Here is a 24,478-nt window from a genome sequence, read left to right on the forward strand (position 1 = left end):
CATCAGATTGCTGCCACAACGGCTTCCGGACCAGGCCGGCGCCGGCCGAGCCGGCGTTCGCCGACCAGCAGCTGGATGCCGATGAGGATGACCATCATGACGACGATCATCACCGCCGAATAGACAATCGCGATGCCGTATTCGCCGACATCTGCGCGCCCGACAATGTAGACCGTGGCGAGGTTGAACCGGCCGCTCGCCAGGAAGATGACGGCGCTGACCGCCGTCACCGCGCGCACGAAACTGTAGATCATCGCGGTCACGATCGCCGGCTTCAGGATCGGCAGGATCACCCGCCGCAAGGTAGCAAAAGACCGCGCCCCAAGCGTCAGCGATGCCTCGTCCAGGCTCTTGTCGATCTGGCCCAGATTGGCGAGCCCGGCACGGATCGCCACCGGCATGTTGCGGAAGATGAAGGAGATGACGATGATCAGCCCGGTGCCGGTCAATTGCACCGGCGGCACGTTGAAGGCAAGGATATAGCTGACGCCGATCACCGTGCCGGGAATGGCGAAACTCATCATGGCCAGGAATTCGAACATGGTGCGCCCGGCGAAACGCTGCCGGTCGAGCAGATAGGCCGTCAGGATGCCGAGCGCCGCGGTGAACGGCATCGCCACCAGCGCCAGGCCGATGGTCATCAGCAGCGACGGCCAGGCCGAGCCGCTGAAAAACCAGCCATTGACGCCTTTCTCGATCGAAAAGGCGGTGAGGAAATATTCGAGCGTCGGCGTGTTGTCGCGCCCGATCGATTGCACGAAACCGCCGCCCAGGATGATGCCGTAGACCACGATGGTCAGAACCAGCCACGGAACGACGGCGGCGTAGCAGCCGATCCGCAAGGCCTTGGGCAGCGTCGCCGATACACCGCCATCGCCCTTGCCTGCGACGGTGACGTAGCTGCGGCTGCCGATCCAGCGGCGCTGGATGACGAAGGCTGCCAGCGTGAACATCAACAGCACGATCGCCAGCACCGCCGCGCGGCCCTGGTCGTGCGCCGCACCGACCACTGCAAAGAAGATGTCGGTCGACAGCACGTTGAAGTTTCCGCCCAGCACCAGCGGATTGGCGAAATCGGCCATGCTCTCGATAAACGAAATCAGGAAGGCGCTGGCCAGCCCCGGCCGGATCAACGGCCAGGTGACGGTGCGAAACGTGCGCCAGCGGCTGGCGCGCAGGGTTTGTGATGCTTCCTCCATGCTTGGGCTGACCCCTTGCAGCACGCCGACCAGAACCAGGAAGGCGATCGGCGTGAAGGCCAGCACCTGCGCGATGGTGATGCCGGCCATGCCGTAGATCCAGCGGCTGCGCGGAATGCCGAGATGCACCGACATGAGGTTGGTGACGATGCCGGCGCGGCCGAAAAGCAGGATCAGCGCCAGGCCGATGACGAAGGGCGGCGTGATGATCGGCAGGATGGACAGGCCGCGCAGCAGCCATTTGGCCGGCAGCTTGGTGCGAAGCGCAATCAGCGCCAGAGCCAGCCCAAGCGCCGTGCAGAAAAAGCCGACGAGGACTGCAATCGCCACCGTGTTCCACGCCACGCCGCAGGAGCCCTCGCCATAGAGGCAGCGCAGGCTCCATATGTTGGCGCTGAAGATCTTTTCGACGAACAGCGCCGGCACGACATTGCCGTCATTGTCCTTGATGGCCGAGGTGAGGATCGACAGCAGCGGATAGGCGACGAACAGGATCAGCGAAGCAATCACGATTGAGAGCGAGCCGACGACGAAACGGTCGCCCTTGCACCATCCCCGCGCGGCGAGCGCCTCGGCGATGAACATCAGCATCGCCACGGCATAGAGCGCCGCGCCCCAGCCAAGCCCCGGCTGCATCGGTCCCGGCGTGCCGGCGATCCGGGTAAGCAAGCCAAATCCCCAGCCCGAATGGATGATGGAAAAGCCTTCGATGGCCAGCCACAGCAGGCCCGCCGCGCCTGCAACCGCAAGGCTCTTGGGGTTATTGCGCGCCACCAGCCAGCTCGCCAGCAGAAGCGGCAGGACAAGCGGCAACAGCCAGGGCCGGCCACCGAGCGCCAGGATGATGGCCGGTGTCGCATCCGCCGGCTGTGCCAGCCAGTCGAACGACAGGAAGCCGCCTTCGACCTTGTACCAAGGCAAGAGCACGAAGCTCGCCCACGCGGCCATTACCCAGGCGAGCGCGCTGCGTCCAGGAGCGGAACTGACCATGGAACCGGCCGCGGCCATTCAATGTCTTTCTGTTGCCAAAGGATGGTGCGCCGGCTGCAGCGAAGGGCAGCCGGCGCTCAGATGCTAGAGTGAGCGCAAAAGAACGCGCTCAGCCGCCATTGCGGACCTCGTCGGTGAACTTCTTCAACAGTCGCTTGCGTTCGGCCGACGAGCCGTATTTGGCGAAGTCGTAGTCGATCAGCTTGATCTTCGAGAGGTCCGGCGCCTCGGGCGGCACCGGCGTGGCGGTGTTCGACGGGATCTGGAAGCTGCCGTTCGGCGCCGCGAGCTTCTGCGCATCCGGGCTCAGCGCCCAGTCGTAGAATTTCTGCGCCTCTTCGACATGCTTGGCGCCCGTCACGATGCTCATCGAGCCGATCTCGAAGCCGGTGCCCTCGCAAGGCGAAACCACCTTCACCGCCGGGTTCTGCTTGGCCGCGTTGATGACGTCGTGCTGGAAGGAGATGCCGATCAGCGTCTCGCCCTTGCCGACGGCGAGCGCCGGCGCGGCCCCTGCCTTGGTGTATTCGGCGATGTTCTTGTTGAGCTGCTTGAGATAGTCGAATGCCTTGTCCTCGCCCATCAGCTGGACGATGGTGGCAAGCACGGTCCAGGCCGTGCCCGATGAATTCGGGTCGGCCATCTCGATCTCGCCCTGGAATTCCGGCTTGACCAGATCGGCCCAGCACGCCGGCGCGGTCAGCCCGCGCTGCTTCAGATCTTCCTCATTATAGCCGTAGCCGAGCGCACCGAGATAAATGCCGACCGTGCGGTTCTTCGACCTGTCGGCCTGCTTCAGCGCCCAGTCGCGCAAGTTTGCCAGTTGCGGCGACTTGTATTCCTGGGTGAGGCCCTCTTCCGCCGCCTGCAGATGCGGGTCGCCGGTGCCGCCCCACCAGATATCGGCTTGCGGATTGTCCTTCTCGGCCCGGAGGCGGGCGTAGATTTCGCCGGCGCTCATGCGGGTCATGTCGACGCTGACGCCCGTCTCCTTCTGGTAGGTGGTCGCCATCGCCCGGCACCAGGCCTCGTCGACGGCGCAATACATTGTGAGGCCGCGGTCGGCCGCTTGGGCGGCACCCGCCAATCCGAACATGGCCAGCGCCGCGCCAAGGCCAAGCCAGGCGGCGCGCAAGCCTTGCTTACTGTCAAATGTCTTCATCGATATTCCTCCCTGTCTTCTCACTGGAAACGATCTACCCGTCGTCGAGCGGCACTCCGATCACCTGGGACAATGTCGCCGCGACACCGGGTGCTGCCGCAAGCACGGGATTGCCCTTCGCCATGCCGTCGCCGTCGAGGAACCGGTTCACACGGCCGCCGGCCTCCTCCACCAGCAGCAATCCGGCCAGGCAGTCCCACGAATTGATGTGCAGCTCGGCATAGGCATCCGAGCGGCCGTCGGCCACATAGGCCAGCCCAAGCGCTCCGGAGCCGGAGCGCCGCACATTGGCGCCGAGTGCCCAGACAAGGCTCACCTTGTCCAGATAGTCGCGATTGGGAATCCTGGGCGACCAGCCGAACTCGACAAAGGCGCGGTCGAACGCTTGCGTCGGCGACACATGGATCGGCGCGCCATTGCGCGTCGCGCCGTGCCCGCGACGGGCAAAGTACGTTTCGCCGATGGCCGGATTGGCAATGCCGCCGATCTCGCTGCGGCCGTCCTCGACGAAAGCTATCGAAATGCAGAAATGCGGAATACCGCGCATGAAATTGGCGGTGCCGTCGATGGGGTCGACGACCCACATGCGGGCAGAGCCGATGCCACCGCCTTCCTCGCCCAAAAACCCGTCCTGCGGAAAAGCGTCTGCCAGCGTCGCGCGGATGTGCTCCTCGACCTTGCCGTCGGTTTCAGTGAGAAAATCCTGCGGGCCTTTCATCGCCACCGGCTGGACGGCGCCCTGCCGGGCATAGCCTTCCATCGCCAGTTGCCCGGCCGTGACAAGCAGTTTCCGGCAGACCTCGGCACGCCTGTCCATCTCGGCCTCGGACAGCCGGTCCGCCTTCGGATGCGCCGCCGCCCTGCTCATGCAGCCGGTCCGGACAGTCGCGCCCTCAATGCCGTCTTCGGCGAAATGGACAGGGTATTCCTCCGATGCCACTCTTGAGCCGGCTTGTATTGCACGGCTGTGCAAAGCTGTTGCATTCCGCCATGCCTGTCAAGTGCGGTGGGTGGCAATGGCAGAAGAGTTGCATTACATTGCACGGGCGTGCAAAGAATCACGAAAACAGCAGCGAGAGCGTTCGCTTGACGGTTCCGAGAATCCGCACCGGTTTTTCCAGCGCCCAGCAGGTTGCCGACCTCGCCGGGGTTTCGCGCTCGGCCGTGTCACGTACCTTCACGCCCGGCGCTTCCGTTTCCGGGGAAACCCGCGAACGGGTGATGCTGGCGGCCGAGCAACTCGGCTATCACGTCAACCATCTGGCTCGCGGCCTGATGCGGGCTTCGACCGGCATCGTCTGCCTCATCGTTGCCGATGGCGACACGCCCTATCATGCCCGCCTGCAGAAGGCGCTGACCCAACATCTGCGGGACGCCGGCAAAATGGCCATGGTGTTCAACACCTCCGGCCCCAGCCACCATGTCGACCAGGCGCTGCGCAACACGCTGAACTATCGCGCCGATGCGAGCATCGTTCTGTCCGGCTCGCCGCCGCAGTTGCTGATCCGCACCTGTCTTGAGAACGGCCAGCGGCTGGTGCTGATCAATCGCGATGACCGCTTCGACGGCCCGCACAATATCGGTGTCGACAACGCTGCAGCCGCAGAGGCAGCGCTGCATGCCTTCATCCGGGCCGGCTGTACCCGCCCCGCTTTGGTGACCTCGGCTGCCGGCACGCCCAGCCTGCTCTCCCGCGAAACCGCCTTCCTTACCGCCGCGCAGAAGGAAGGGCTGGAGGTGACCGTGTGGCGCGAGGGCCGCACCGGCTATGCCACCGGAGCCGATGGCGCCAGGCGGCTCTTTTCCGGCCGGCAGCGGCCGGATGCGGCGTTCTGCGTGACCGACCTGATTGCGTGCGGCTTTCTCGATGCGGCCCGCCACGAGTTTGGCATCAACGTACCCCGCGATCTCTGCGTCATCGGTTTTGACGACATCGAACAGGCCGACTGGGCCTCTTACCGGCTGACGACGTTCTCGCCGCCGATCGAGGAGATCGCCAGGCGCGCCGTGCGGCTCGCGACCGGCGTGCGGGAGGAGGCTGGCAGCCGCCTGATCTGCCATGCGCCCATGGTCTGGCGCAGCACGGTGAGGCCAGGCCAGGGCTGATGCGAAACATGTGCCGGTCAAGACGGGAAACGAACTGATTTCCAAGAAAGGCCAGGAAGACCCGCCAGGAGGCAAGACCGGTGGAGATAGCTGTAGGCCCCGAAATCCGGAGCATGATGCGCAAGTTTGGCCTGACCGAGGAAGAAGCACTGCGCATGATGCGCGAATGCGATGCCACCCTCTATGGCGCCAACTCCGGGCACGTGCAGCCAGGATCTTGACGGCCCGCCAGGCGCGAACGGAATTTTAATGTAAATCAAGCGTAATCCCGACCGTTAAAATGATGCGTATGTGTTGGGGTTGCGCATGCCGGAATATTCTTTCTTCATCCGCTCGATCCGGATCCGCTACATCTCGGGATTGCTCATCTTTGCGCTGGCTTCCACCGCGGTGATGTTTGCGCTCAATCGCGTCAATTCCTTCCGCCACGACATCGACGCGCTGAGCAGCAATCTCGTCGTCTTCACCCGCGACCTGCGCAACGCCTCCAGCTTTGCCGAAACCGCCAGCACGACCTGGCGCACCGAAACCCGTGACGGCCTTGCCGCCGCCGCGCGCGGCCATTCGCAACGCCTGACCAGCGAGATCGAAACACTGTCCGCGGAGTTGGCCGCGATCAAGCCGAGCCTATCGGCCAAAACGCTGGACGAACTCTCGTCGGCCGCCGTCAACGGCGACCTGTTCTGGTCGTCGCGCGACATCGTGCGCAACTTCAACCTGATGTCGGCGGCGCAACAGACCGACGAATGGAGTTCGCGCGAAATCCTCAACCAGAACGACCTGTTCGTCCAGCCGATGCTGGTGCGTGTGCGTACCGCCATGGATGGCGAACGCCATCTGGCCGACGCCTCCAGCGACAGGCTGCTGTTGTGGGCAAGCGGCCTTCTGTTCGCGGTTCTTGCCATCGTTGCCCTCTGGATCTTCCGGCCGATGGAAAAGGCGATCCGCCGCGCCTTCACCGAATCCGCCGCATCCTTGTTCAAGGCCGAAGCGGCCGACCGCGCCAAATCGGAATTCCTGGCCAATATGAGCCATGAGATCCGCACGCCGATGAATGGCGTGCTGGGCATGGCCGAACTGCTCGCCAAGACCGAGCTTAACGCGCGCCAGAAGACCTTCACCGAAGTCATCGTCAAGTCCGGCAATGCGCTGCTCACCATCATCAACGACATCCTCGATTTCTCCAAGATCAATGCCGGTCAGCTGACGCTCGATCCTGCACCCTTCCGGCTTGCCGAAGCGGTCGAGGACGTGGCCACACTGGTGTCGGCGCGCGTCGCCGAAAAGAACCTCGAGCTGATCGTGCGTGTCGACCCGCGCCTGCCTGCCCATGTCGTCGGCGATGCCGGACGGTTTCGTCAGATCGTCACCAATCTGCTCGGCAATGCGGTGAAGTTCACCGAGAAGGGCCATGTGCTGATCGATGTCGGCGGCGAGGTGGTCGACGGCATCGTCCAGCTCAAGGTCCGCGTCGAGGACACAGGCATCGGCATTCCTGCCGAGAAGCTCGAGAACGTGTTCGAGAAATTCGCGCAGGTCGACGGCTCGTCAACGCGCCGCCATGAAGGCACCGGCCTCGGCCTTGCCATCGCCGCCCGCCTCATCGACCTGATGGGCGGCAAGATCGGCGTCGAAAGCGAGATCGGCCGCGGCTCGGTGTTCTGGTTCGCCGTGCCGCTGCCGGCGCATCAGCAGGACACGCGCAACGAGATCGTGCCGGTCGATGTCACCGGCGCCCGCGTGCTGGTCATCGACGACAACCCGGTCAACCGCGAGATCTTGCTGGAGCAGCTCAGAAGCTGGAGCTTCGACTGCGCGGCCGCCGAAAGCGGCGCCGTCGGCCTCGCCTTTCTAGACCGGGCCAGCCAACTCGGTGCTGCGGTCGACTGCATCATCCTCGACTACCAGATGCCCGGCATGAACGGCGCCGATGTCGCCAAGGCGATTTCCGCCGACAGCCGTCTCTCCGCCATCCCGGTGGTGCTGCTGACCTCCGTCGACCAGGTCGATTTCGGCAAGATGGTCATCGATTTCGGCATCGCCGCGCATCTCACCAAGCCGGCGCGCTCGGCCATCCTGCTCGGCACCGTCATCTCGGCCATCCAGAAAGCGCGGGCCCAGATCGGCAAGGCCCAGTTCGTTCGCGAGCCTGTCGTTCCGCAGGCGGCACCCGTGACGCCACCCGCCTTCACCGTCATTCGCGGCCCGGCAATTCCGGCGGCCACAGTGCCTGAATCGATCGCCACGCCAAACGGCCCGATCGATATTCTGATCGCCGAGGACAATGACGTGAACCAGCTGGTGTTCGGCCAAATCCTCAATGGGCTTGGCCTCAGCTACCGCATCGCCAGCAATGGCCGCACGGCCGTCGAGATGTACCGGGCGCTGCGGCCGAAGCTGATCCTCATGGACGTCTCCATGCCGGAGATGAACGGCTACGAGGCGACCCGCGCCATCCGGGCGGCGGAGGCAGCGAGTGGCAATCACACACCAATCATCGGCGTCACCGCGCACGCACTGAAGGGCGACCGCGACAAATGTATCGAGTCCGGAATGGACGACTATCTGCCCAAGCCGGTGTCGCCCGACCGCCTCGGCAGTAAGATCGGCACATGGCTCAGCGAAACGGTCACGGTAAAGAGGGCTTGATCAAATCGCCGCGTCCAGACGATAGCGGTGCATCCAGTCGAGACTGGTCTCGTCGGAGAGCTTGGCGACGCCCGGCTTTACGTCGGCGGCATTCGGCGCCGGAACGCCCAGGGCCTTGCAGATGGATGACAATGCCGCTGCCGGATCGGCTGACAGGCGCTCATAGCCGATGCGCAGCGGGACGATCCCCTGCTCCGCGAACCAGACATTCCAGCCCGCGTCATAGGCTTCGAGTTCGGCAAGCTCGCGCTGGATCCGCTTGAAATCGTAGCGGGGTTCCTGCGGCGGTGCGACCCGTTCGATCTCGGTTCCGTCGGGCGCGATGTGCCAAAGCCCAGTCTGCTCGGCCTTGATCAGCGACACCGCCTGCGCCAGCTTGTTTTCGCGCGAAAGATGGATGTAGAGGATCCGGCCGAAGGCCTTTTCAAAGCGTGCTTTGTCCGATGGCAGGTCTGGGTAGATCCGGTCGAGGATGGCCGAGAGTTCACCCAGGTTTTCCCGCATCAGGCGCAAGCCGAAGACGCCTGTTCCGCCCCTTCCCGCGCTGATTGCCGCACCGAGATAGGCGACGTCGAAATCATGCGCGCTCATCGTCTCGGGATGCGGCAATTTCCACTCTTCGGCCCATTCCGCTTTGTCCTGCCGCCGGTAGAATGAGTGCGGATCGCCGGCTGTTTTCGTCGAGGCCAGAAGGCCGCACAGCAAAGTGCTTCCGGTTCTCGGCGTGCCGCAGATTATGTAGCCGTCAAGCATCTGGGACTCTGTCGCTTGTCATGGATTGGGCTAACCCCGCCAGGGCGCGGTGACACGCGCGCTTCGCGAAAGGCTCCAGTCTAGCCGCGCCGGAATGGATAGAGGAATTGCTGCCAGTATCCGTTCGGAACGGGATGTCCGTGAATGCCGTAGCCGTTCGGCCAGCGCCCTTCGGGCATATGATGGGTGCCGAACAGCCGGTCGAGCAGCGGGAAATGGATGGCGAAATTTACGTCGATCGCTTCTTTTTCGAGGCCGTGATGCCAGTGGTGGTAACGCGGCGACACCAGCACCTTTTCGACTGGACCGAAACTGGTTCCGATGTTGGAATGGATGAACGACGAATAGACGTAGACGATCAATATATACGTCTGGATAGCCGATTCATCGAACCCCAGCACGAACATCGGGGTGGCCGTCAGGCTGCGCAGCACGATGATTTCCAGGAAATGCATGCGCGCACCGGCAATCCAGTCCATCGACTTGGCGGAATGGTGCACGGCATGGAACTTCCACAGCCAGGGAATGCGATGAAAGGCCCGATGCACCCAATACTGGGCAAGGTCGGTCAGGAACATCACCGCCAGCAGTTGCACCAGCCACGGCAAGCCGTGGACCCAGGCGCGCACCGAACCAAGGGCGCCCTGTGAATTGACGAAGTTGGACGGCGCCAAGGTCAGGTAGGTCAAAATCTGCACCAGCAGCGACGAGACCAGATAGTAGAACAGGTCCTCGCGCCATTCGTCGCGGAACACGGTCTGATCCTTGTTGCGCGCGAAAAGACGTTCGAGCGGGACGAACAGCACACCCATGAACAAGGCGTTCAGGATGAAGAAATCGAGCCCGAAGAACACCCCGTCGATGTGCAGTTGATGGCGCACCGGAAGCATGCCGACCAGCGACGCCAGCAGCACAGTGAACATCGCTGCCGCGCCGAGCGTCTTTTGCCTGCGCAGCGTCATGCTGAGGATCGCCAGGATATAGCCGGAGATGAGGACGAAATAGAGCACCGGCTTGAAGAACAGCATCTGGTGGATGGGGGCCAGATCCGGCATCGATGTAAGCGACGGGTAGCGCAGCACGATGACCATCAGCAGGGCGGTGACCCCGGCAAGCAAGCCAATCGAGCCGGACAGCCAGCCAGAACCGAACGGCCGTTTGGCGCGCGGCGTTTCAAGTTCACTTACAACGCGTCTAAGGAAATTTGCCACCGCCCCCTATGCCCCGCCTTTTTGACGATCGCAAAAAAGCTCTCGTCGGAGATATCGACCTCTTTTGCTACAGCAGGGCTCATTAATATTTAATCGCCACGACCCTGCACATGACGGGTGACTATCGCTTTTGGGCGATTGGAAGAGCCATGATTGCAACAAAAGAACACCGGCCACTATAGTCGGAATCTTTCCTGGATGCGACGGGCGCATTCAAGCGGCGTCAGCCGGCTGGTGTCGACTTCGAGGTCGTAGTCCATGCCCTTGTGGACGCGTCCATATTGCCAGCGCGCCAGGCCAGGCAGCCTGTCGGCGCGCGCGGCCTCGCGCGCTTCCAGCACCTCCAGCGGCGCCATGACGCCGACCAGATGCAGGTCAAAGCTCGACAGCAACTTGCGGTGCTCCGCTATCTCGTCATTGAAGATCACGTCGTCGACAATGAGATTGTTGCCTTGCCCGGCCATGGCGGCGATGGCATGGCGCATGCCGCGCATGGCTCGCGCGCCGACCGGCCCGCTCCTGATCACCACCGACGGCTTGCCGTCTTCCAGCACGGTCTCAAAGGAAAACCCGTCGGCATGATCCTGCAGCGCCGGCGGCAGCATGTCGATGAAAGCATCCATCTGGACATGCAGGAAGGGCTCGGTGGCGATTGTTTGCAGCGCCCTGGCGATCGAGCTTTTGCCGGCGCTGCCGACGCCATTAAGCAGGACGATTTTGGCCGTCATGTCGCCCCCTATCGGTTGCGCACGACGATACAGGCGCCGCCGACGCTTTGCAGTTTCTGGCAGATGACGTTGGCGGCGGCACGGTCGTCGACGCCGATCCTGACGGCGTAGATGCCGCGTCGGCCGATCGGCGTGCGCACCCGGCTGACCACCGGGTCACGACCGGAAAGCAGCGCCGGAAACCGGCTCCTGACCCGCAGCCACTGATTGATCGCCGCGCCCCTGCGGAAATTGCCGGCCACCTGGACGCCCCATGGCTTCACATTGATCGACGCCATGGCCACGGTTCTCGACATGATCACCGGCAGCTTGCGGCAGGCGACGGCAAAGCTGGTTTTCGCGTCGAGCGGCTCGATCGTTCCGGCGTAGGCGCTGTCGGAGAACTTGTCGGCCGGTTCGCCCATGATGTCGAAGACGTAGCTCTCGGTCTCCATCGGCAGGAAACCGCCGGAATCCAGCCAGCGCGAAACGCGGCTCTCGCCGGCATTGTAGGCAGCCGCCGCCAGGCCGAGATTGCCGAAGCCGGTCTTCATTTCGGCGAGATATTTCGCCGAAGCCGGGATCGCCTGGTCGATGTCGAAAGGATCGGCCAGCCCGCGCATCTTGGCGGTGCCCGGCATGAACTGGGCGATGCCTTCGGCACCGACAGGGCTCACCGCATTGGGGTCGAAGCGGCTTTCCTTCCAGATCAGCCGGGCGAAGTAATCCTTCGGCAGGCCGTTCCGCTCGGCATGCGTCTCGATCAGGTCACAGACACGGCCGATCAATCGTTTCGCCGCCGAGCGCGATTGCGGTGGATCGGCGAGCGCCTGTCCGGCACTCAGCGCGCAGAGCAGGAACAAACCGGCTTTGAGCAGCCCCCGCATGGGCTCATTCGGCCGCGGCTTTGCCGTGCTGTCCAAACCGCTGCTCGATATAGTCGGCAACCATTTTTTCGAAATCGGCGGCGATCGACGGACCGCGCAGCGTCGCTGACTTCTTGCCGTCGACGAAGACCGGCGCGGTCGGCGTCTCGCCGGTGCCGGGCAGCGAGATGCCGATATCGGCGTGCTTGGATTCGCCGGGGCCGTTGACAATGCAGCCCATCACCGCGACCTTGAGGTTCTCGACGCCGGGATATTTCTCCCGCCAGACCGGCATGTTCTTGCGCAAATCGGCCTGGATGTTCTGGGCGAGTTCCTGGAACACGGTGGATGTCGTGCGGCCGCAGCCGGGGCAAGCGGCGACGATCGGCACGAACTGACGGAAGCCCATGGTCTGCAGCAGTTCCTGCGAGACCTGCACCTCGCGGGTGCGATCGCCATTCGGCTCCGGCGTCAGCGAGATGCGGATGGTGTCGCCAATGCCTTGCTGCAAGAGGATGCCCATGGCAGCCGACGAGGCGACGATGCCCTTGGAGCCCATGCCGGCTTCGGTGAGGCCAAGATGCAGCGCATGGTTGGAACGCGTGGCAAGCTCGGTATAGACGGCGATCAAATCCTGCACGCCGCTGACCTTGGCCGACAGGATGATCTTTTCGCGGGCGAGGCCGATCTCTTCGGCCATTTCGGCCGACAGGATCGCCGACTGCACGATCGCCTCGCGGGTTACTTCCTGCGCCGTCAGCGGGAAGCCTTGGCGCTGGTTCTCGTCCATCAGCCGGGTGAGCAGTTCCTGATCGAGCGACCCCCAATTGACGCCGATGCGCACCGGCTTGTCATGCCTGATCGCCATTTCGACGATCGCCGCGAACTGGCGGTCTCTCTTGTCCTTGAAGCCGACATTGCCGGGATTGATGCGGTATTTGGCCAGCGCCTCGGCGCAGTCCGGATGGTCGGCCAGCAGCTTGTGGCCGATATAGTGGAAGTCGCCGACCAGCGGCACATTGATGCCGAGCCGCTCGAGCCGTTCGCGGATGCGCGGCACGGCGGCAGCGCTCTCGTCACGATCGACGGTGATGCGCACGATCTCGGAGCCGGCGCGATGCAAAGCCGCAACCTGCGCGACGGTCTGGTCGATATCGGCCGTGTCGGTGTTGGTCATCGACTGCACGACGACCGGCGCGCCGCCGCCGACGACCACGCCGCCGACATCGACGCCGACCGATGTCCGGCGCGCAAAGGGGGAGGAAAAATACCCGGTCATGCCGGCAGCCTCTTGATCACCCGAGCGACATACGTCCACGTCGACGCACGCTCAAACAGCTATCAGCGCATAGCGCTGAGGTTCGGGCATGAGGTGGAGGAGCAAAGATGGCTTGTCAATGGCGACAGACAAGCAGAGCCGCCAAATCGCAGCAGCGCGGCGACCCCACAGACGGGTTTCGCCGGCCAACAGTATCGGAATCAAGTAGCAAAAACAGGCCTCCGGCGGCATGTCGCCACCGGAGCGATAGTCACGCGCCAAGGCGGCGCGTCTAATCCTGGAAGGGCGTCAGTGTCTCGTCGGTTTCGCCTTCAGTTTTTCAATCTCGTCCTTGAGTGCCAGCTTGCGTCGCTTCAGATTCACGATTTCGAGGTCGTCGACCGATGGATGGTTCATCGCATCGTCGATCTCGCGTTCGATATCACCGTGTTTCCGCTGCAACTCATCAAGATGGGATGCAAGAGACATGATTGGTTCTCCCTTTCATGGTTTCCTCGATTGCAGCCGTCAAAGGCACGTCCACCGCAGGTCGCATCTGTGACGGCACCATGACAGTCTGCCACCATCCGGCTGCGATGTCGAATGCTGCGTGGTAGCATTCCACGACAATGTGATATGTGATATTGGCTGCGCGCCGGCGGCAATTGATGCCGCCCCCGCCCAATCATGCCCATTGCCGGGCGCCGCAGACATGCAGACGGTAGAGAATGTCCGACCAGGAAAAGGCCGATGTCCGCCTCGAATTTTCCCGCCTGAAGCAGGAGCATGCCGATTTCGACGCGGCCATCAATGCGATGATCGCCATGGGCTGCGACCCCTTGCAGATCCAGCGCATGAAGAAGAAGAAGCTTTTCCTCAAGGACCGGCTGATGGCGCTGGAAGACAAGATCATTCCGGACATCATCGCTTAGCCGACGGCCTCGGGGCCTAACTGCTCACCCCGCTATCGACAGCCGCGCCGCGCGATGGCGCAGCAACGTCAGCAATTCGTCGGTCTTCTCCGCTGAAGTGTCGATCGGCACCACCAGGCACAGCGTCGCCTCGACCTTGCCGGCGGCCGCGAAGACAGGGGCGGCCAGGCATTTGGTGTAGGCGTCGACCAGCCCCGAAGTGATGCAATAGCCGGTCGTTCTGGCCGTCGCGATATCGGCAATGAAGTCGTCGAACTGCAGCCTGCGGCCGTCGGGCAGCAAAAGGTCGTCTTCCGAGACCATGTCCTGGATGGCGGCCCTTTCCAATCCGGCCAGAAGCAGCCGCCCCGATGCCGTCCATGGCAGCGGGATCTGTAAGCCAGTGGCCGAGCTGATGCGGAACGGCCTGGTGCCGGGGCTGGAATGGACGATGGTATAGCGCCCGGTTTGCAGCATGCACAATTCGGAGGTCTCGCCGGTCTCGCGCGACAGATTGTCGACCTCCTGCCGGCCCCGCCTAAGCAGGTCGTTGCCCCTGACATAGTCCATCCCATAGAGGTAGAGCTTCTTGCCGAAATAGACCCGGTTGCCGTCGCCCTCCATCTCCAGGAGACCCGCATCGACCAGCGAACGCACCAGCGTATAGGTGGTGGAGCGCGGCGCATTCACCCCCTTGGCGAGATCGCCAATGCCGATGGCGCGCTGCGTGACATGCAGGAATTCCAGGATCTCCAGCACCCGGTTGAGGCCCTTCTCGCGCGAGCCGGAGGTCTTGTCGGGCGTCGGGCTCTCGGCTGGACCAAGCTCCGCCCGATCCGTGAGTCCATTGCTGTCTTGCATAACTGATTCCTGATGTTAGTATCTGTCTTGTATAGGATACATGTGTCTATTGTAAGAGACAATTCAAGTCGGCGACACGTGTGTCTGTAAGGGGAACTCAAACAACAGGAGGTCGCAGTGAACGACGCATCCAAGCGAGATTTTCTGAAACTGGGCATGGCCGGGCTTGCAACGGCGGGCGTGATGACCGCTGTCAGCGCCGAAAAGGCGGCGGCACAAGCCGCATCCGACAGCGTTCTGCGCACCGCGCTTGACCGCGGCAAGCTGATCGTCGGCACCGGCAGCACCAACGCGCCATGGCATTTCGAAAACGATGCCGGCGAGCTGGTCGGCATGGACATCACCATGGGCCGCATCCTGGCCAAGGGTCTGTTCGACGATCCGAGCAAGGTCGAGTTCGTCATGCAAGATCCGGCGCAGCGCATCCCCAATGTCACCACCAACAAGGTCGACATTACCATCCAGTTCATGACCATGACCGCGCAGCGCTCGCAGCTGATCCACTTCTCCAGGCCATACTATGTCGAGGGCGTCGCCCTGCTGACGCTGCCGACCGCGGAAAACAAGACCTTCGACAAGCTGCTCGCCGGCGGTTCGGCGACGCGCATCTCGATCCTGCAGAATGTCGACGCCGAAAGCTCGGTCCATTACGCCCTGCCGGAGGCGCAGGTGCTGCAGATCGACACCCAGGCCAATGTGCTGCAGGCACTGGAATCGAAACGCGCCGATGCCGCCGCTGTCGATCTTTCAACCGTGCGCTGGCTGGCCTCGCGCAACCCCGACAAATATTTCGATGCCGGCAAGAGCTGGTACTCGATGCTCTACGGCGCGGCGGTCAGGCAGGGCGACCTGGACTGGCTGACCTTCGTCAACCAGACCTTCACCATCGCCATGTTCGGCCATGAGACCGCACTCTACGACGCCGCCTTCAAGGACTATTTCGGCCAGGAGCCGCCGGCCCGCCATCCGGGTTTCCCGGTTGTCTGACAAGTGCTGGCGGAAGGGTTAGCCCTTCTGCCTTCTAGTTCGCATCCCCTTGGTTATTGCGGGAGACGCATGGGCTATACGCTCAACTTCAACCTGATCTGGCGGCATTTCGACAAGCTGTGGGGCGGCCTTCTGCTCAGCCTCGAGCTTGCCGTGATTTCGATTGCCATCGGCGTCGTCATCGGCCTGATGCTGGCGGTCTGGTATGTCTCGGCCGGACGCGTGGTGCGCGCCATCATTGCGGCTTACGTCGAATTCATCCGCAACGTGCCGCTGATCCTGCTCGTCTATCTCGTCTTCTACGGCCTGCCGACGGTGATCGACGTCGCCTACGACGCGCCGACCTCGTTCGTGCTGACGCTGTCGGTCTATAGCGGCGCCTATCTGGTCGAGGTGTTCCGCTCCGGCCTGGAAGCCGTGCCGCGCGGCCAGCTCGATGCCGGCAAAGCCATCGGCCTGACGCCCTGGCAGCGGCTGGTTCATGTGCGCCTGCCGACCATGCTGCGCATCACGCTGCCGGCGCTGTCCAACACCTTCATCTCGCTGTTCAAGGACACGTCGATCGCCTCGGTGATCTCGGTGCCCGAGCTCACCTTCGGCGCCCAGTGGATCAACTTCAACACCTTCCGCATCGTCGAGGTCTATCTGGTGACGACGGCGATGTATCTGGTGACCGGTTACACCCTGCTGTTCGGACTGCGGCTGGTCGAACGCCGGTTCAGGGCTGCGCGCTGACATGCTGAGCCAGATCCTCTACGCCGTACCGTTCCTCGCCCAGGGCTTCGCCATCACTTTGTGGGTGTCGCTGCTGGTCGTGGTGCTGTCGCTGATTGCCGGCGTCGCGCTCGGCGTCAGCCTGGTCTACGGCCCGGCGCCGCTGCGCTGGGCCGTGCGCATCTTCTCCGACACCATCCGCGGCATCCCGATCCTGGTGCTGATGTTCTTCGTCTATTACGGCCTGCCGGCCATCGGCCTGCATCTGCAATCCTTCTCGGCGGCGGTGCTGGCGCTGACCTTGTTCAAGACGGCGCAGGTCATTGAGTATCTCCGGGGCGCCGTCGGCTCTATTCCCAAGGGCCAGTCAGAAGCGGCGATGGCCATTGGGCTGACTTTTCGCCAGCGGCTCACCTACGTCATCTTTCCGCAGGCCTTCCGGCGCTTCCTGCCGCCCTGGATCAACGGCGTCACCGATGCGGTCAAGGGCAGCGCCCTGGTCTCGCTGCTCGGCATCACCGACCTGATGCAGGCGATCAACCAGGTCATCGGCCGCACCTATGAGGCGATGCCGCTCTACATCCTCGGCGCCTTGATCTATTTCGCCGTCAACTATGCGCTTTCCTACGCCAGCCGGCGGCTGGAACGGCGCTTTGCCTTCATCCGGGACTAGCACGATGGCCACAAGCTCGAACGACAATGCTGCCCTTCTCGACATTGCCGGGGTCTCGAAAGCCTTTGGTTCGGTCGAGGTGCTTCGCTCGGTCAGCCTCAAGGTGGACAGGGGCGAGGTGGTCACCGTCATCGGCCCTTCCGGCAGTGGCAAGACCACCCTGCTGCGCTGCGTCAACTTTCTCGAAAGCTACGACTCAGGCTCGATCCGCATCGACGGCAAGGAGGTCGGTTTTCGTGAGGCCGGCGCGCGCCAGCGGCGCAGCGAGCGCGACCTTGCCAATATGCGCGCCGAAACCGGCATGGTGTTCCAGAGCTTCAACCTGTTTCCGCACCTCACCGCCGCCGGCAACATCATGCTCGGCCTCACCAAGGTGCGCGGCAAGAGCAAGGCCGAGGCGCGCCAGATCGCCGAGCATTGGCTGAGCCGCGTCGGCCTCGCCCACAAGGCCGACAGCCTGCCGGCGGAACTCTCCGGGGGCCAGCAGCAGCGCGTCGGCATAGCGCGGGCAGTCGCCATGGAGCCAAAGATCCTGCTGCTCGACGAGATCACCTCCGCGCTCGATCCCGAATTGGTCGGCGAGGTGCTGGCCGTTGTGCGCAGTCTGGCCGAAGACGGCATGACAATGGTGATGGTCACGCACGAGATGGCCTTTGCCCGCGACGCTTCGAGCCGCATTGTCTTCATGGCCGATGGCGGTGTCAGCGCTGTTGGCCCGCCGAAGGAGATCCTTGCCGAAGAGACCACCAATGAGCGCCTGCGCTCTTTCCTGGCGCGGTTCCGCGCCTCGCATTTCTGACATGGGCGGCCCAAAGCAATTCCAGGAAAAGTGTAAGCGGTTTTCCCGGGAAAAGCGCGAAGCGCTTTCCCTTGGGAATTGCGTAAAACAACAGGCCGGCCCAAGGAGAATTCTTCCATGACGCCTTACATCCGGCTCGCCGAGCTCGGCCTGACGCTGCCCGAGCCGCCGACGCCGATCGCCAATTTCGTCACCCATGCGGAAAGCGGCCGGCTGATCTTTCTTTCGGGTCAAGGGCCGCTGCGCGCCGACGGCACGCTGTGCACCGGCAAGGTCGGCGAGGACGTCACCGTCGAGCAGGCCTATGAGCATGCCCGCCTCACCGGCCTCAACCTGCTCGCCGTCATGCACGCCGCCGCCGGCGATCTCGGCCGCATCGTGCGCGTCGTCAAATTGCTCGGCTTCGTCAATGCGACGCCGACCTTCAGCGACCACCCGAAAGTGGTCAATGGCTGCTCGGACCTGTTCGCCAGCGTCTTCGACAAGATCGGCGGCCATGCACGCTCGGCGATCGGGGTCGGCTCGCTGCCTGGAAACATCACCGTCGAAATCGAAGCGGTCGTCGAGATCGCCGCCTGACCGTCAAGGGATCGCTGAACATGAAAACCTATTCCGATACCGGCTCCAACACCACGATCCGCGAACGGCTGGGACTGCGGCCGATCATCAACGTCTCCGGCACGATGACGACGCTCGGCGCCTCGATCATCGTTCCCGAGGCGATCAGCGCCATGGCCGAGATCGCCTCGCAATGGGTGGAGATGGACGATCTGCAGCGCGCCGCAAGCGTGATCACCGCCCGCCTCACCGGCGGCGAGGCCGGCTTCATCACCGCCTGCTGCGCCTCAGGCATCACAATGGCGATCGCCGGGGCGATGACCGGCACCAATTTGCTGGCGATCGAACGGCTGCCCGACGATACCGAAGGGCTGAAGTCCGAAGTCGTCATCCAGCTCGGCCATATCGTCAATTACGGCGCACCGATCGACCAGTCGATCCGCGTCGCCGGCGCCAAGGTCATTCCGGCCGGCACGGTCAGCGTCACGCAGGATTATCATGTGCGCGAGGCTATCAACGAGCGCACGGCGGCGGCGCTCTACGTCGTGGCGCACCACACCGTGCAATACGGCATGCTTTCCCTTGAGGAATTCTGCGATATCTGCCACGCCAGGGGCGTGCCGGTGATCGTCGACGCGGCTTCCGAATATGACCTGCGCAGCTTCCTGGCGCGCGGCGCCGACATCGTCGTCTACAGCGGCCACAAATTCCTTTCGGGGCCGACCAGCGGCATCGTCGCCGGCCGCAAGGATCTCGTCCGCGCCGCCTATCTGCAAAACCGTGGCGTCGCCCGCGCCATGAAGGTCGGCAAGGAAAGCATCGCCGGCACCATGGCGGCGCTGGAAGCCTGGGAAAAGCGCGACCATGCCGGCATCCGCCGACGCGAGGAAGCGGCGCTTCATCTGTGGGAGGACGCACTGCAGGGCCTGCCCGGCATCGTCGCAAACATCATTCCCGACCCGACCGCCAATCCACTTGACCGGCTGCAGATCTTCGTCTCCCCCGAAAGCCGCTTCAGTGCCGCCGGCCTCGCCTGGGCATTGGCGGCCGGATCGCCGCCCATCATCGTGCGCAACCACGAGGTCGAGCGTGGCCATTTCTTCCTCGACCCCTGCAATCTGCACCCAGGCGAGGCCGAGATCGTCGCCGAACGCCTCCGCGCCGTGCTCACCGCGGCCGACAGGCCGGCGGATGCGATGAGACAGCCGCGAAAGGATTCATCCGGCGCCCTGCGCTGGCCGGACTAGGCTGCGGCGGCCGCCATCCTTGCGGGCCAGCCCGAATTCCGCTAAGGCGCGCCTTTACCGCCGGGAGCATGCGCTTGACCGACCACCGCGCCGACGTCGCCATCATCATGGGCAGCCAGTCCGACTGGGCGACGATGCGCCACGCCGCCGAAACGCTGGAGGCGCTGGGCATTCCGCACAAGCGGCTGATCGTCTCCGCCCACCGCACCCCGGACCGCCTCTATGATTTCGCCAAGGGCGCCAAGGCGGCCGGCTACAAGGTGATCATCGCCGGCGCCGGCGGCGCCGCCCACCTGCCCGGCATGACGGCGGCGATGACGCCGCTGCCGGTGTTCGGCGTACCGGTCGAATCGAAGGCGCTGTCAGGCCAGGATTCGCTGCTCTCCATCGTCCAGATGCCGGCCGGCATTCCGGTCGGCACGCTTGCCATCGGCAAGGCGGGTGCGGCCAACGCCGCCCTTCTGGCGGCCGCCGTGCTGGCGCTGAACGACGAAGAACTTGCCGCCCGCCTGGATGCCTGGCGCACCGCCCAAACCGCCAGGGTCGCCACCGAACCGACGGATGCGCCGTGAGCCTGCCCGCGGGATCGAGCATCGGCATCATCGGCGGCGGCCAGCTCGGCCGCATGCTGGCTGTTGCCGCAGCGCGCCTCGGCTACCGCACAATTATCCTCGAACCGCAGGCCGATTGCCCGGCGGCTCAGGTCGCCAACCGCCAGATCACCGCCGCCTATGACGATGCGGACGCCCTTGCCGAACTGGCGGCAGTCAGCGCCGTCGTCACCTACGAATTCGAGAATGTGCCGGTAGCGGCTGCCGGCGCGCTCGCCGCCAAGGTCCCGGTCTATCCGCCGCCCAGGGCGTTGGAAGTCGCCCAGGACCGGGTGGCGGAGAAGCTATTCCTTAACAGCATCGGCATCAGGACAGCGGATTTCCGCTCCGTCGACAATGACGACGAGCTGACGGCGGCGCTGAGAGAGTTCGGTGGCAGCGGCATCTTGAAAACCCGCCGCATGGGCTATGACGGCAAGGGCCAGCGCGTCTTCCGCAACATGGAGACGGGCGGCTTTGCCGGCACATGCGAGACCATGGGCAATGTGCCGCTGATCCTCGAATCCTTCGTCGCTTTCGAGCGCGAAATCTCGGTCATCGCCGCGCGCGGGCTGGACGGCGCGGTCGCCGCCTACGATCCGGCCGAAAACGTCCACCGCGACGGCATCCTGCATACCTCGACCCTGCCGGCCCAGATCAGGCTGGAGACGGCGGCGACGGCACAGGGGTCGGCAGCGAAAATCCTGTCGGCCCTCGACTATGTCGGCGTCATCGGCGTCGAGTTCTTCGTTCTTGCCGATGGCACGCTGCTGGCCAACGAAATGGCGCCGCGCGTGCACAATTCCGGCCACTGGACGGAAGCCGCCTGCATCGTTTCGCAGTTCGAGCAGCATATCCGCGCCATTGCCGGCCTGCCGCTGGGCAACCCTGGCCGGCATTCAAACTGCATCATGGAAAACCTGATCGGCGACGATGTGCTGCGCGTACCCGCTTTGCTCGCCGAGCCCGATCTGATGCTGCATCTCTACGGCAAGGCGGAAGCGCGCCCAGGCCGCAAGATGGGCCATTTCACGCGCATCAGCCGCCGTAGCTAAGCCATTCCGGCACTTTGCGCGAGGGCGTGGCTCGAGCCCTATTGCAGCTCGTCGTTCAGATCTCCGTCCTCGTCGGGGCTGGCGCAACTCGCATCGCCTTCCCTACAATTGGCGCCCGCGGTGAGCTGTTTGATGCGCTGGTCCGTCAGTTCGGTCAGGCATTGTGAAACCTCCATCGGATGGATGGAGCCGCCCTCGCTGTATGTCGTCGTATAGGCGCATTCGGCGTCGCGGAAGGCGATCCAGGCGCGTTGCGCGACCTGCAGCAGCTTCCTGCTCTTGTCGTCGTTGTGACCGACGAGATCCTTGTAGGCCTGGTTGAGCTTGGCATCGGCCGCCTGATAGTCCTCGCCGGCGCAGATGTTCATCATCTGCTGGCTGTCGTCGTTGCGGTCGCATTCCTGCGCCTGCGCGGTGGATGCCGCTGCCACAACGGCAAGGCAGGCGGACACAAACAACAGGCGCATGGAGGTCTCCAAATCGGCTTGCGGGTGCCGCACCATTCCAGCCCGCCTTCGGCCGCGCAATGGCGTGGAGCCGAGATGGCGGATATTTAATGGCCAAAGCCATTCTCGGCCTCTATCCAGCACGCTTGCGGTTGACACGGGCAAGGCTCCTCGTTTATGAGCCACCGCAAGTTCAAAGGCGCGCTTTTCAGGCGCGCCTTAATAATTCGGCCCGGATAGGGCCCAGACCGACGGGCAAGACCATGAAGATCAAGAATTCGCTCAAGGCGCTGAAGGCGCGTCACCGCGACAACCAGCTGGTTCGCCGCAAGGGCCGCGTCTACATCATCAACAAGACCGCTCCGCGCTACAAGGCGCGCCAGGGCTGAGTGTTCGGCCGGAGGCTCGTTGCCTCCGTCCATACGATGGTAATTGCCTGGTTCCAGGCACTTTCACGCTAATTTCAGTTTGACGATCCGCCGTCCGGGGTTAGATTCCGGTGATGCGGATTCTTTTTGCATTTTTGGCGACCCTGTTTCTTTTCGGCGTCGCTCCGGCGTCGGCGGACGATCCGCCGGCAAAGCCGCCGGTTGCCCTGACCAGGGAAGCCAGGCTCGACCAACTGTTTGCCGAGCTGAAGCGCGAGCGCAACGAAAAGGCGGCCGAGCGCATCGCCGGGCGCATCTGGGGCGAATGGTTCCAGTCCGGCAGCGCCTCGATCGACCTGATGATGCAATGGTCGCAAAAGGCGATGGACGACCAGAAGTTCGACGTCGCCCTCGACTTCCTCGACCAGGTCGTCATCCTGCAGCCAAAATATGCCGAAGGCTGGAACCGGCGCGCCACCGTCCATTACATGATGAAGAATTTCGGGAAGTCGATGTCCGACATCGACCAGACGCTGCAGCTGGAACCACGCCATTTCGGCGCGCTTTCCGGCCTGGCCCAGATCATGGCCGCCACCGGCCACAAGCAATCGGCGCTCGAAGCCTGGCAGAAGGTGCTTACCATCTATCCGATGATGCGCAGCGCCCAGGACCAGGTCGCGGCAATTTCGGAAGAGCTTGCCGGCGAAGGAATTTGATTAGGCAGTAGGAATTAGGGATTAGTGAGTAGTCAGTAGAGAAGATTGGTCGAGACGCCACTTCCCTACTCCCTAGAACTTATCCCCCTCCACCCCCGTATCTCCGCGCATGAACCTCATTTACGCCGCCTGTGCTTTGCTCCTCGCGCTCGTCTTTGCCCTGGCCGGTGTCACCCGGGCCGGCGCGTGGCTGATCGAGTGGCGCAACCCGCCGGCCGGCGAATTTGCCGACATCGACGGCACCCGCATCCACTATGTCCACGTGCCGGCTCCGCAAAATGCAGAGCTGCCGGCCATCGTCTTCATCCACGGCGCCAGCGCCAATCTTAGGGATCAGATGCTGCCGATCAGGCCTTTGCTCGAAGGCCGCGCCGAGATGGTTTTCCTTGACCGGCCGGGCTTCGGCTGGTCGGCACGCGGCCCCGGCAACAATGAGAGCCCGTCGGCGCAGGCCGACACCATCGCCAGCCTGATGGACCGTCTCGGCATCCACAATGCGATCATCGTCGGCCATTCGTTTGGCGGCGTGATCACCGCCGCCTTTGGCCGCGAACACCCGGAGAAGACGCTCGGGCTGGTCTTTCTGTCGCCGGTCAGCCACCCCTGGCCGGGCGGCGCGACCGCCTGGTACTACAAGCTGACCGCCACCCCCATCATCGGCTGGCTGTTCTCGGAGACATTGACCTATCCGGCAGGCACGCTGCAGATGGACAGCGCCACGGCCTGCGTGTTTTCTCCCAACAAGGTGCCGGAAGGCTATGTCGGCAATGCCTCGATTCCGCTGGTGCTGCGTCCCGGCGCTTTCCGCGCCAACGCCATCGATGTCGCCGGCCTCTACGACTATACGCTGAAGGTCGCGCCGCATTACCGCGACATCACAGCGCCGACGATCGTCATCACGGGCGACCGCGACAAGGTGGTCTATGCCTCGATCCATTCGGTCGGCCTGGTCAGGGACATCCCCGGCGCCGAACTGATCTGGGTCCACAATCTGGGCCACAAGCCGGATTGGATCGCCTCCGACCTCGTCGTCGGCGCGATCGAGAAAGTCGCCGGCAAGGACGTCGACCTGCAGGCAATGGCAAAAACCGTGGAAGCGCGGATCGCCGGCGACGCCTACAACGATGCACAGTGCCCCGACATTACGGTGCCCGACGCGCAACTCGCCCCGACGTGACGGCCGCATGTATGTCCTGAAGCACGGAATCAAGAAAAACCCCGAAGCGTTCTGGGCGCTACCGGATCGCATCTTCTTCGGCTACGGCGCCTGCCACATCCTTGCGGGCACCTTCCTCAGCCATCCTCCCCTGGACGGATTCTACGGCGAACGGATCATTCCGGGCGAGGATTTCTACGGCAACCATATCTATATGACGAACGGCGTGATCGCCTTCGACTATCACGGCTATTCCAGCCGAGAGCGGCTTCTGCAGCACCACGGAAGGGGATGGGCTTCGCATAGCGCAGGCTGGCACTGCACGCTGGAAAGGGTCGATTTCGACCTGCTCGACACCGCCGACCTCAACCGGCGAAAGATGCGCGGCCCGGATCAGTATCTCTATGACCCAATCCCTCGCGCACACCGCTTCCTTCAGCGTATCGATCACGCCGAAGGTGCGGCAAGAGCGCTGCGAACTGTGATGAGTTGAAGC

26 protein-coding genes are annotated in these 24,478 nt (G+C 63.5%); 15 read left to right on the plus strand and 11 right to left on the minus strand.

All coding sequences use genetic code 11. The features are described from left to right. Positions 1–2: 2 nt before the first annotated feature. The 3 genes from NKI96_RS17155 to NKI96_RS17165 all read right to left on the minus strand — a co-directional run bounded on the left by NKI96_RS17155 (position 3) and on the right by NKI96_RS17165 (position 4,219). Positions 3–2,207, minus strand: coding sequence for an ABC transporter permease (locus NKI96_RS17155; RefSeq protein ID WP_460222815.1), 2,205 nt, complete (start codon positions 2,205–2,207; stop codon positions 3–5). Between the two features lie 91 nt (positions 2,208–2,298). Then, the gene (locus tag NKI96_RS17160) at positions 2,299–3,324 is read right to left on the minus strand and encodes an ABC transporter substrate-binding protein (protein WP_502900271.1); all 1,026 of its coding nucleotides are present in this window, start codon (positions 3,322–3,324) and stop codon (positions 2,299–2,301) included. A 61-nt stretch (positions 3,325–3,385) separates the two neighbouring features. Beyond that, on the minus strand, positions 3,386–4,219 hold the full coding sequence (locus NKI96_RS17165) for an inositol monophosphatase family protein (protein ID WP_352805318.1): 834 nt from the start codon (positions 4,217–4,219) through the stop codon (positions 3,386–3,388). Positions 4,220–4,437: 218 nt separating this feature from the next. Here NKI96_RS17165 and NKI96_RS17170 point away from each other — a divergent pair, with 218 nt between their 5' ends. Together NKI96_RS17170 and NKI96_RS17175 are read left to right on the plus strand one after the other, a co-directional pair. After that, complete coding sequence (locus NKI96_RS17170) at positions 4,438–5,457, plus strand: LacI family DNA-binding transcriptional regulator (RefSeq protein WP_031243333.1); 1,020 nt, start codon at positions 4,438–4,440, stop codon at positions 5,455–5,457. 306 nt (positions 5,458–5,763) lie between these two features. Then, positions 5,764–8,106 (plus strand): response regulator, encoded by a 2,343-nt coding sequence (locus tag NKI96_RS17175; RefSeq protein WP_352805321.1) that lies wholly within the window; start codon positions 5,764–5,766, stop codon positions 8,104–8,106. On the opposite strand, the gene NKI96_RS17180 is transcribed toward NKI96_RS17175, so the two are convergent. The 6 genes from NKI96_RS17180 to NKI96_RS17205 form a co-directional block, all read right to left on the minus strand. Then, positions 8,107–8,859 (minus strand): Stf0 family sulfotransferase, encoded by a 753-nt coding sequence (locus NKI96_RS17180; protein ID WP_023715042.1) that lies wholly within the window; start codon positions 8,857–8,859, stop codon positions 8,107–8,109. It lies immediately after the preceding gene. 80 nt (positions 8,860–8,939) lie between these two features. Next, positions 8,940–10,070, minus strand: coding sequence for a sterol desaturase family protein (locus NKI96_RS17185; RefSeq protein WP_023690062.1), 1,131 nt, complete (start codon positions 10,068–10,070; stop codon positions 8,940–8,942). A 176-nt stretch (positions 10,071–10,246) separates the two neighbouring features. Continuing rightward, entirely contained in the window at positions 10,247–10,798 is a 552-nt protein-coding gene (locus tag NKI96_RS17190) for a chloramphenicol phosphotransferase CPT family protein (RefSeq protein ID WP_023690061.1), read from the minus strand. A gap of 8 nt (positions 10,799–10,806) precedes the next feature. Then, positions 10,807–11,664: a lytic transglycosylase domain-containing protein gene (locus NKI96_RS17195; RefSeq protein ID WP_023826714.1), complete on the minus strand. Its 858-nt coding sequence runs from the start codon at positions 11,662–11,664 to the stop codon at positions 10,807–10,809. 4 nt (positions 11,665–11,668) lie between these two features. Next, on the minus strand, positions 11,669–12,922 hold the full coding sequence (ispG, locus tag NKI96_RS17200; protein ID WP_023684023.1) for a flavodoxin-dependent (E)-4-hydroxy-3-methylbut-2-enyl-diphosphate synthase: 1,254 nt from the start codon (positions 12,920–12,922) through the stop codon (positions 11,669–11,671). A 288-nt stretch (positions 12,923–13,210) separates the two neighbouring features. Then, a complete protein-coding gene (locus NKI96_RS17205) occupies positions 13,211–13,390 on the minus strand; it encodes a YdcH family protein (RefSeq protein ID WP_023684024.1) in 180 nt (59 codons plus the stop codon). 239 nt (positions 13,391–13,629) lie between these two features. Between NKI96_RS17205 and NKI96_RS17210 the strand changes: the two genes are divergently transcribed. Further along, positions 13,630–13,833: a YdcH family protein gene (locus tag NKI96_RS17210; RefSeq protein ID WP_023673103.1), complete on the plus strand. Its 204-nt coding sequence runs from the start codon at positions 13,630–13,632 to the stop codon at positions 13,831–13,833. Between the two features lie 24 nt (positions 13,834–13,857). Here the strand turns inward: NKI96_RS17210 and NKI96_RS17215 are convergent, their stop codons facing one another. Continuing rightward, complete coding sequence (locus tag NKI96_RS17215) at positions 13,858–14,673, minus strand: IclR family transcriptional regulator (protein WP_352805325.1); 816 nt, start codon at positions 14,671–14,673, stop codon at positions 13,858–13,860. A gap of 156 nt (positions 14,674–14,829) precedes the next feature. On the opposite strand from NKI96_RS17215, the gene NKI96_RS17220 reads away from it, so the two are divergent. The 8 genes from NKI96_RS17220 to NKI96_RS17255 all read left to right on the plus strand — a co-directional run bounded on the left by NKI96_RS17220 (position 14,830) and on the right by NKI96_RS17255 (position 21,296). Beyond that, entirely contained in the window at positions 14,830–15,660 is an 831-nt protein-coding gene (locus tag NKI96_RS17220; protein ID WP_023673105.1) for a transporter substrate-binding protein, read from the plus strand. A gap of 69 nt (positions 15,661–15,729) precedes the next feature. Beyond that, positions 15,730–16,395: an amino acid ABC transporter permease gene (locus NKI96_RS17225; protein ID WP_023673106.1), complete on the plus strand. Its 666-nt coding sequence runs from the start codon at positions 15,730–15,732 to the stop codon at positions 16,393–16,395. Between the two features lies 1 nt (position 16,396). Beyond that, positions 16,397–17,047, plus strand: a complete 651-nt coding sequence (locus NKI96_RS17230) for an amino acid ABC transporter permease (protein WP_023673107.1) — start codon at positions 16,397–16,399, stop codon at positions 17,045–17,047. Positions 17,048–17,051: 4 nt separating this feature from the next. Next, complete coding sequence (locus NKI96_RS17235; protein ID WP_023673108.1) at positions 17,052–17,846, plus strand: amino acid ABC transporter ATP-binding protein; 795 nt, start codon at positions 17,052–17,054, stop codon at positions 17,844–17,846. Between the two features lie 117 nt (positions 17,847–17,963). Next, positions 17,964–18,425 (plus strand): RidA family protein, encoded by a 462-nt coding sequence (locus NKI96_RS17240; RefSeq protein ID WP_023673109.1) that lies wholly within the window; start codon positions 17,964–17,966, stop codon positions 18,423–18,425. Positions 18,426–18,445: 20 nt separating this feature from the next. Continuing rightward, positions 18,446–19,651 (plus strand): aminotransferase class V-fold PLP-dependent enzyme, encoded by a 1,206-nt coding sequence (locus NKI96_RS17245; protein WP_352498103.1) that lies wholly within the window; start codon positions 18,446–18,448, stop codon positions 19,649–19,651. A 74-nt stretch (positions 19,652–19,725) separates the two neighbouring features. Beyond that, positions 19,726–20,223, plus strand: coding sequence for a 5-(carboxyamino)imidazole ribonucleotide mutase (gene purE / locus NKI96_RS17250; RefSeq protein WP_023745755.1), 498 nt, complete (start codon positions 19,726–19,728; stop codon positions 20,221–20,223). Further along, a complete protein-coding gene (locus tag NKI96_RS17255; protein WP_352805330.1) occupies positions 20,220–21,296 on the plus strand; it encodes a 5-(carboxyamino)imidazole ribonucleotide synthase in 1,077 nt (358 codons plus the stop codon). The genes purE and NKI96_RS17255 overlap by 4 nt, the downstream gene beginning before the upstream one ends. Before the next feature lie 38 nt (positions 21,297–21,334). Here the strand turns inward: NKI96_RS17255 and NKI96_RS17260 are convergent, their stop codons facing one another. Next, a complete protein-coding gene (locus NKI96_RS17260) occupies positions 21,335–21,763 on the minus strand; it encodes a lysozyme inhibitor LprI family protein (protein ID WP_352805333.1) in 429 nt (142 codons plus the stop codon). A 242-nt stretch (positions 21,764–22,005) separates the two neighbouring features. On the opposite strand from NKI96_RS17260, the gene ykgO reads away from it, so the two are divergent. The 4 genes from ykgO to NKI96_RS17280 all read left to right on the plus strand — a co-directional run bounded on the left by ykgO (position 22,006) and on the right by NKI96_RS17280 (position 24,475). Further along, positions 22,006–22,131 (plus strand): type B 50S ribosomal protein L36, encoded by a 126-nt coding sequence (gene ykgO, locus NKI96_RS17265; RefSeq protein WP_006327841.1) that lies wholly within the window; start codon positions 22,006–22,008, stop codon positions 22,129–22,131. A gap of 113 nt (positions 22,132–22,244) precedes the next feature. Continuing rightward, complete coding sequence (locus NKI96_RS17270) at positions 22,245–22,826, plus strand: tetratricopeptide repeat protein (protein WP_023684032.1); 582 nt, start codon at positions 22,245–22,247, stop codon at positions 22,824–22,826. A 109-nt stretch (positions 22,827–22,935) separates the two neighbouring features. Further along, positions 22,936–24,003, plus strand: coding sequence for an alpha/beta fold hydrolase (locus NKI96_RS17275; RefSeq protein WP_352805335.1), 1,068 nt, complete (start codon positions 22,936–22,938; stop codon positions 24,001–24,003). 7 nt (positions 24,004–24,010) lie between these two features. Next, positions 24,011–24,475, plus strand: coding sequence for a hypothetical protein (locus NKI96_RS17280; protein ID WP_023693638.1), 465 nt, complete (start codon positions 24,011–24,013; stop codon positions 24,473–24,475). Positions 24,476–24,478 lie beyond the last annotated feature (3 nt).

This window comes from Mesorhizobium sp. M0292 (genome assembly GCF_040321695.1).
In the GTDB taxonomy this organism is placed as follows: Bacteria; Pseudomonadota; Alphaproteobacteria; order Rhizobiales; family Rhizobiaceae; genus Mesorhizobium.

What these genes read in the sequence shown, in the direction of transcription:
- NKI96_RS17155 (WP_460222815.1), bottom strand. Translation starts at nt 2,207, where the DNA reads ATGGCCGCGGCCGGTTCCATGGTCAGTTCCGCTCCTGGACGCAGCGCG.
- NKI96_RS17165 (WP_352805318.1), bottom strand. Translation starts at nt 4,219, where the DNA reads ATGAGCAGGGCGGCGGCGCATCCGAAGGCGGACCGGCTGTCCGAGGCC.
- NKI96_RS17175 (WP_352805321.1), top strand. Translation starts at nt 5,764, where the DNA reads ATGCCGGAATATTCTTTCTTCATCCGCTCGATCCGGATCCGCTACATC.
- NKI96_RS17180 (WP_023715042.1), bottom strand. Translation starts at nt 8,859, where the DNA reads ATGCTTGACGGCTACATAATCTGCGGCACGCCGAGAACCGGAAGCACT.
- NKI96_RS17190 (WP_023690061.1), bottom strand. Translation starts at nt 10,798, where the DNA reads ATGACGGCCAAAATCGTCCTGCTTAATGGCGTCGGCAGCGCCGGCAAA.
- NKI96_RS17195 (WP_023826714.1), bottom strand. Translation starts at nt 11,664, where the DNA reads ATGCGGGGGCTGCTCAAAGCCGGTTTGTTCCTGCTCTGCGCGCTGAGT.
- ispG (WP_023684023.1), bottom strand. Translation starts at nt 12,922, where the DNA reads ATGACCGGGTATTTTTCCTCCCCCTTTGCGCGCCGGACATCGGTCGGC.
- NKI96_RS17205 (WP_023684024.1), bottom strand. Translation starts at nt 13,390, where the DNA reads ATGTCTCTTGCATCCCATCTTGATGAGTTGCAGCGGAAACACGGTGAT.
- NKI96_RS17210 (WP_023673103.1), top strand. Translation starts at nt 13,630, where the DNA reads ATGTCCGACCAGGAAAAGGCCGATGTCCGCCTCGAATTTTCCCGCCTG.
- NKI96_RS17215 (WP_352805325.1), bottom strand. Translation starts at nt 14,673, where the DNA reads ATGCAAGACAGCAATGGACTCACGGATCGGGCGGAGCTTGGTCCAGCC.
- NKI96_RS17220 (WP_023673105.1), top strand. Translation starts at nt 14,830, where the DNA reads ATGGCCGGGCTTGCAACGGCGGGCGTGATGACCGCTGTCAGCGCCGAA.
- NKI96_RS17225 (WP_023673106.1), top strand. Translation starts at nt 15,730, where the DNA reads ATGGGCTATACGCTCAACTTCAACCTGATCTGGCGGCATTTCGACAAG.
- NKI96_RS17230 (WP_023673107.1), top strand. Translation starts at nt 16,397, where the DNA reads ATGCTGAGCCAGATCCTCTACGCCGTACCGTTCCTCGCCCAGGGCTTC.
- NKI96_RS17235 (WP_023673108.1), top strand. Translation starts at nt 17,052, where the DNA reads ATGGCCACAAGCTCGAACGACAATGCTGCCCTTCTCGACATTGCCGGG.
- NKI96_RS17240 (WP_023673109.1), top strand. Translation starts at nt 17,964, where the DNA reads ATGACGCCTTACATCCGGCTCGCCGAGCTCGGCCTGACGCTGCCCGAG.
- NKI96_RS17245 (WP_352498103.1), top strand. Translation starts at nt 18,446, where the DNA reads ATGAAAACCTATTCCGATACCGGCTCCAACACCACGATCCGCGAACGG.
- NKI96_RS17260 (WP_352805333.1), bottom strand. Translation starts at nt 21,763, where the DNA reads ATGCGCCTGTTGTTTGTGTCCGCCTGCCTTGCCGTTGTGGCAGCGGCA.
- ykgO (WP_006327841.1), top strand. Translation starts at nt 22,006, where the DNA reads ATGAAGATCAAGAATTCGCTCAAGGCGCTGAAGGCGCGTCACCGCGAC.
- NKI96_RS17270 (WP_023684032.1), top strand. Translation starts at nt 22,245, where the DNA reads ATGCGGATTCTTTTTGCATTTTTGGCGACCCTGTTTCTTTTCGGCGTC.
- NKI96_RS17275 (WP_352805335.1), top strand. Translation starts at nt 22,936, where the DNA reads ATGAACCTCATTTACGCCGCCTGTGCTTTGCTCCTCGCGCTCGTCTTT.
- NKI96_RS17280 (WP_023693638.1), top strand. Translation starts at nt 24,011, where the DNA reads ATGTATGTCCTGAAGCACGGAATCAAGAAAAACCCCGAAGCGTTCTGG.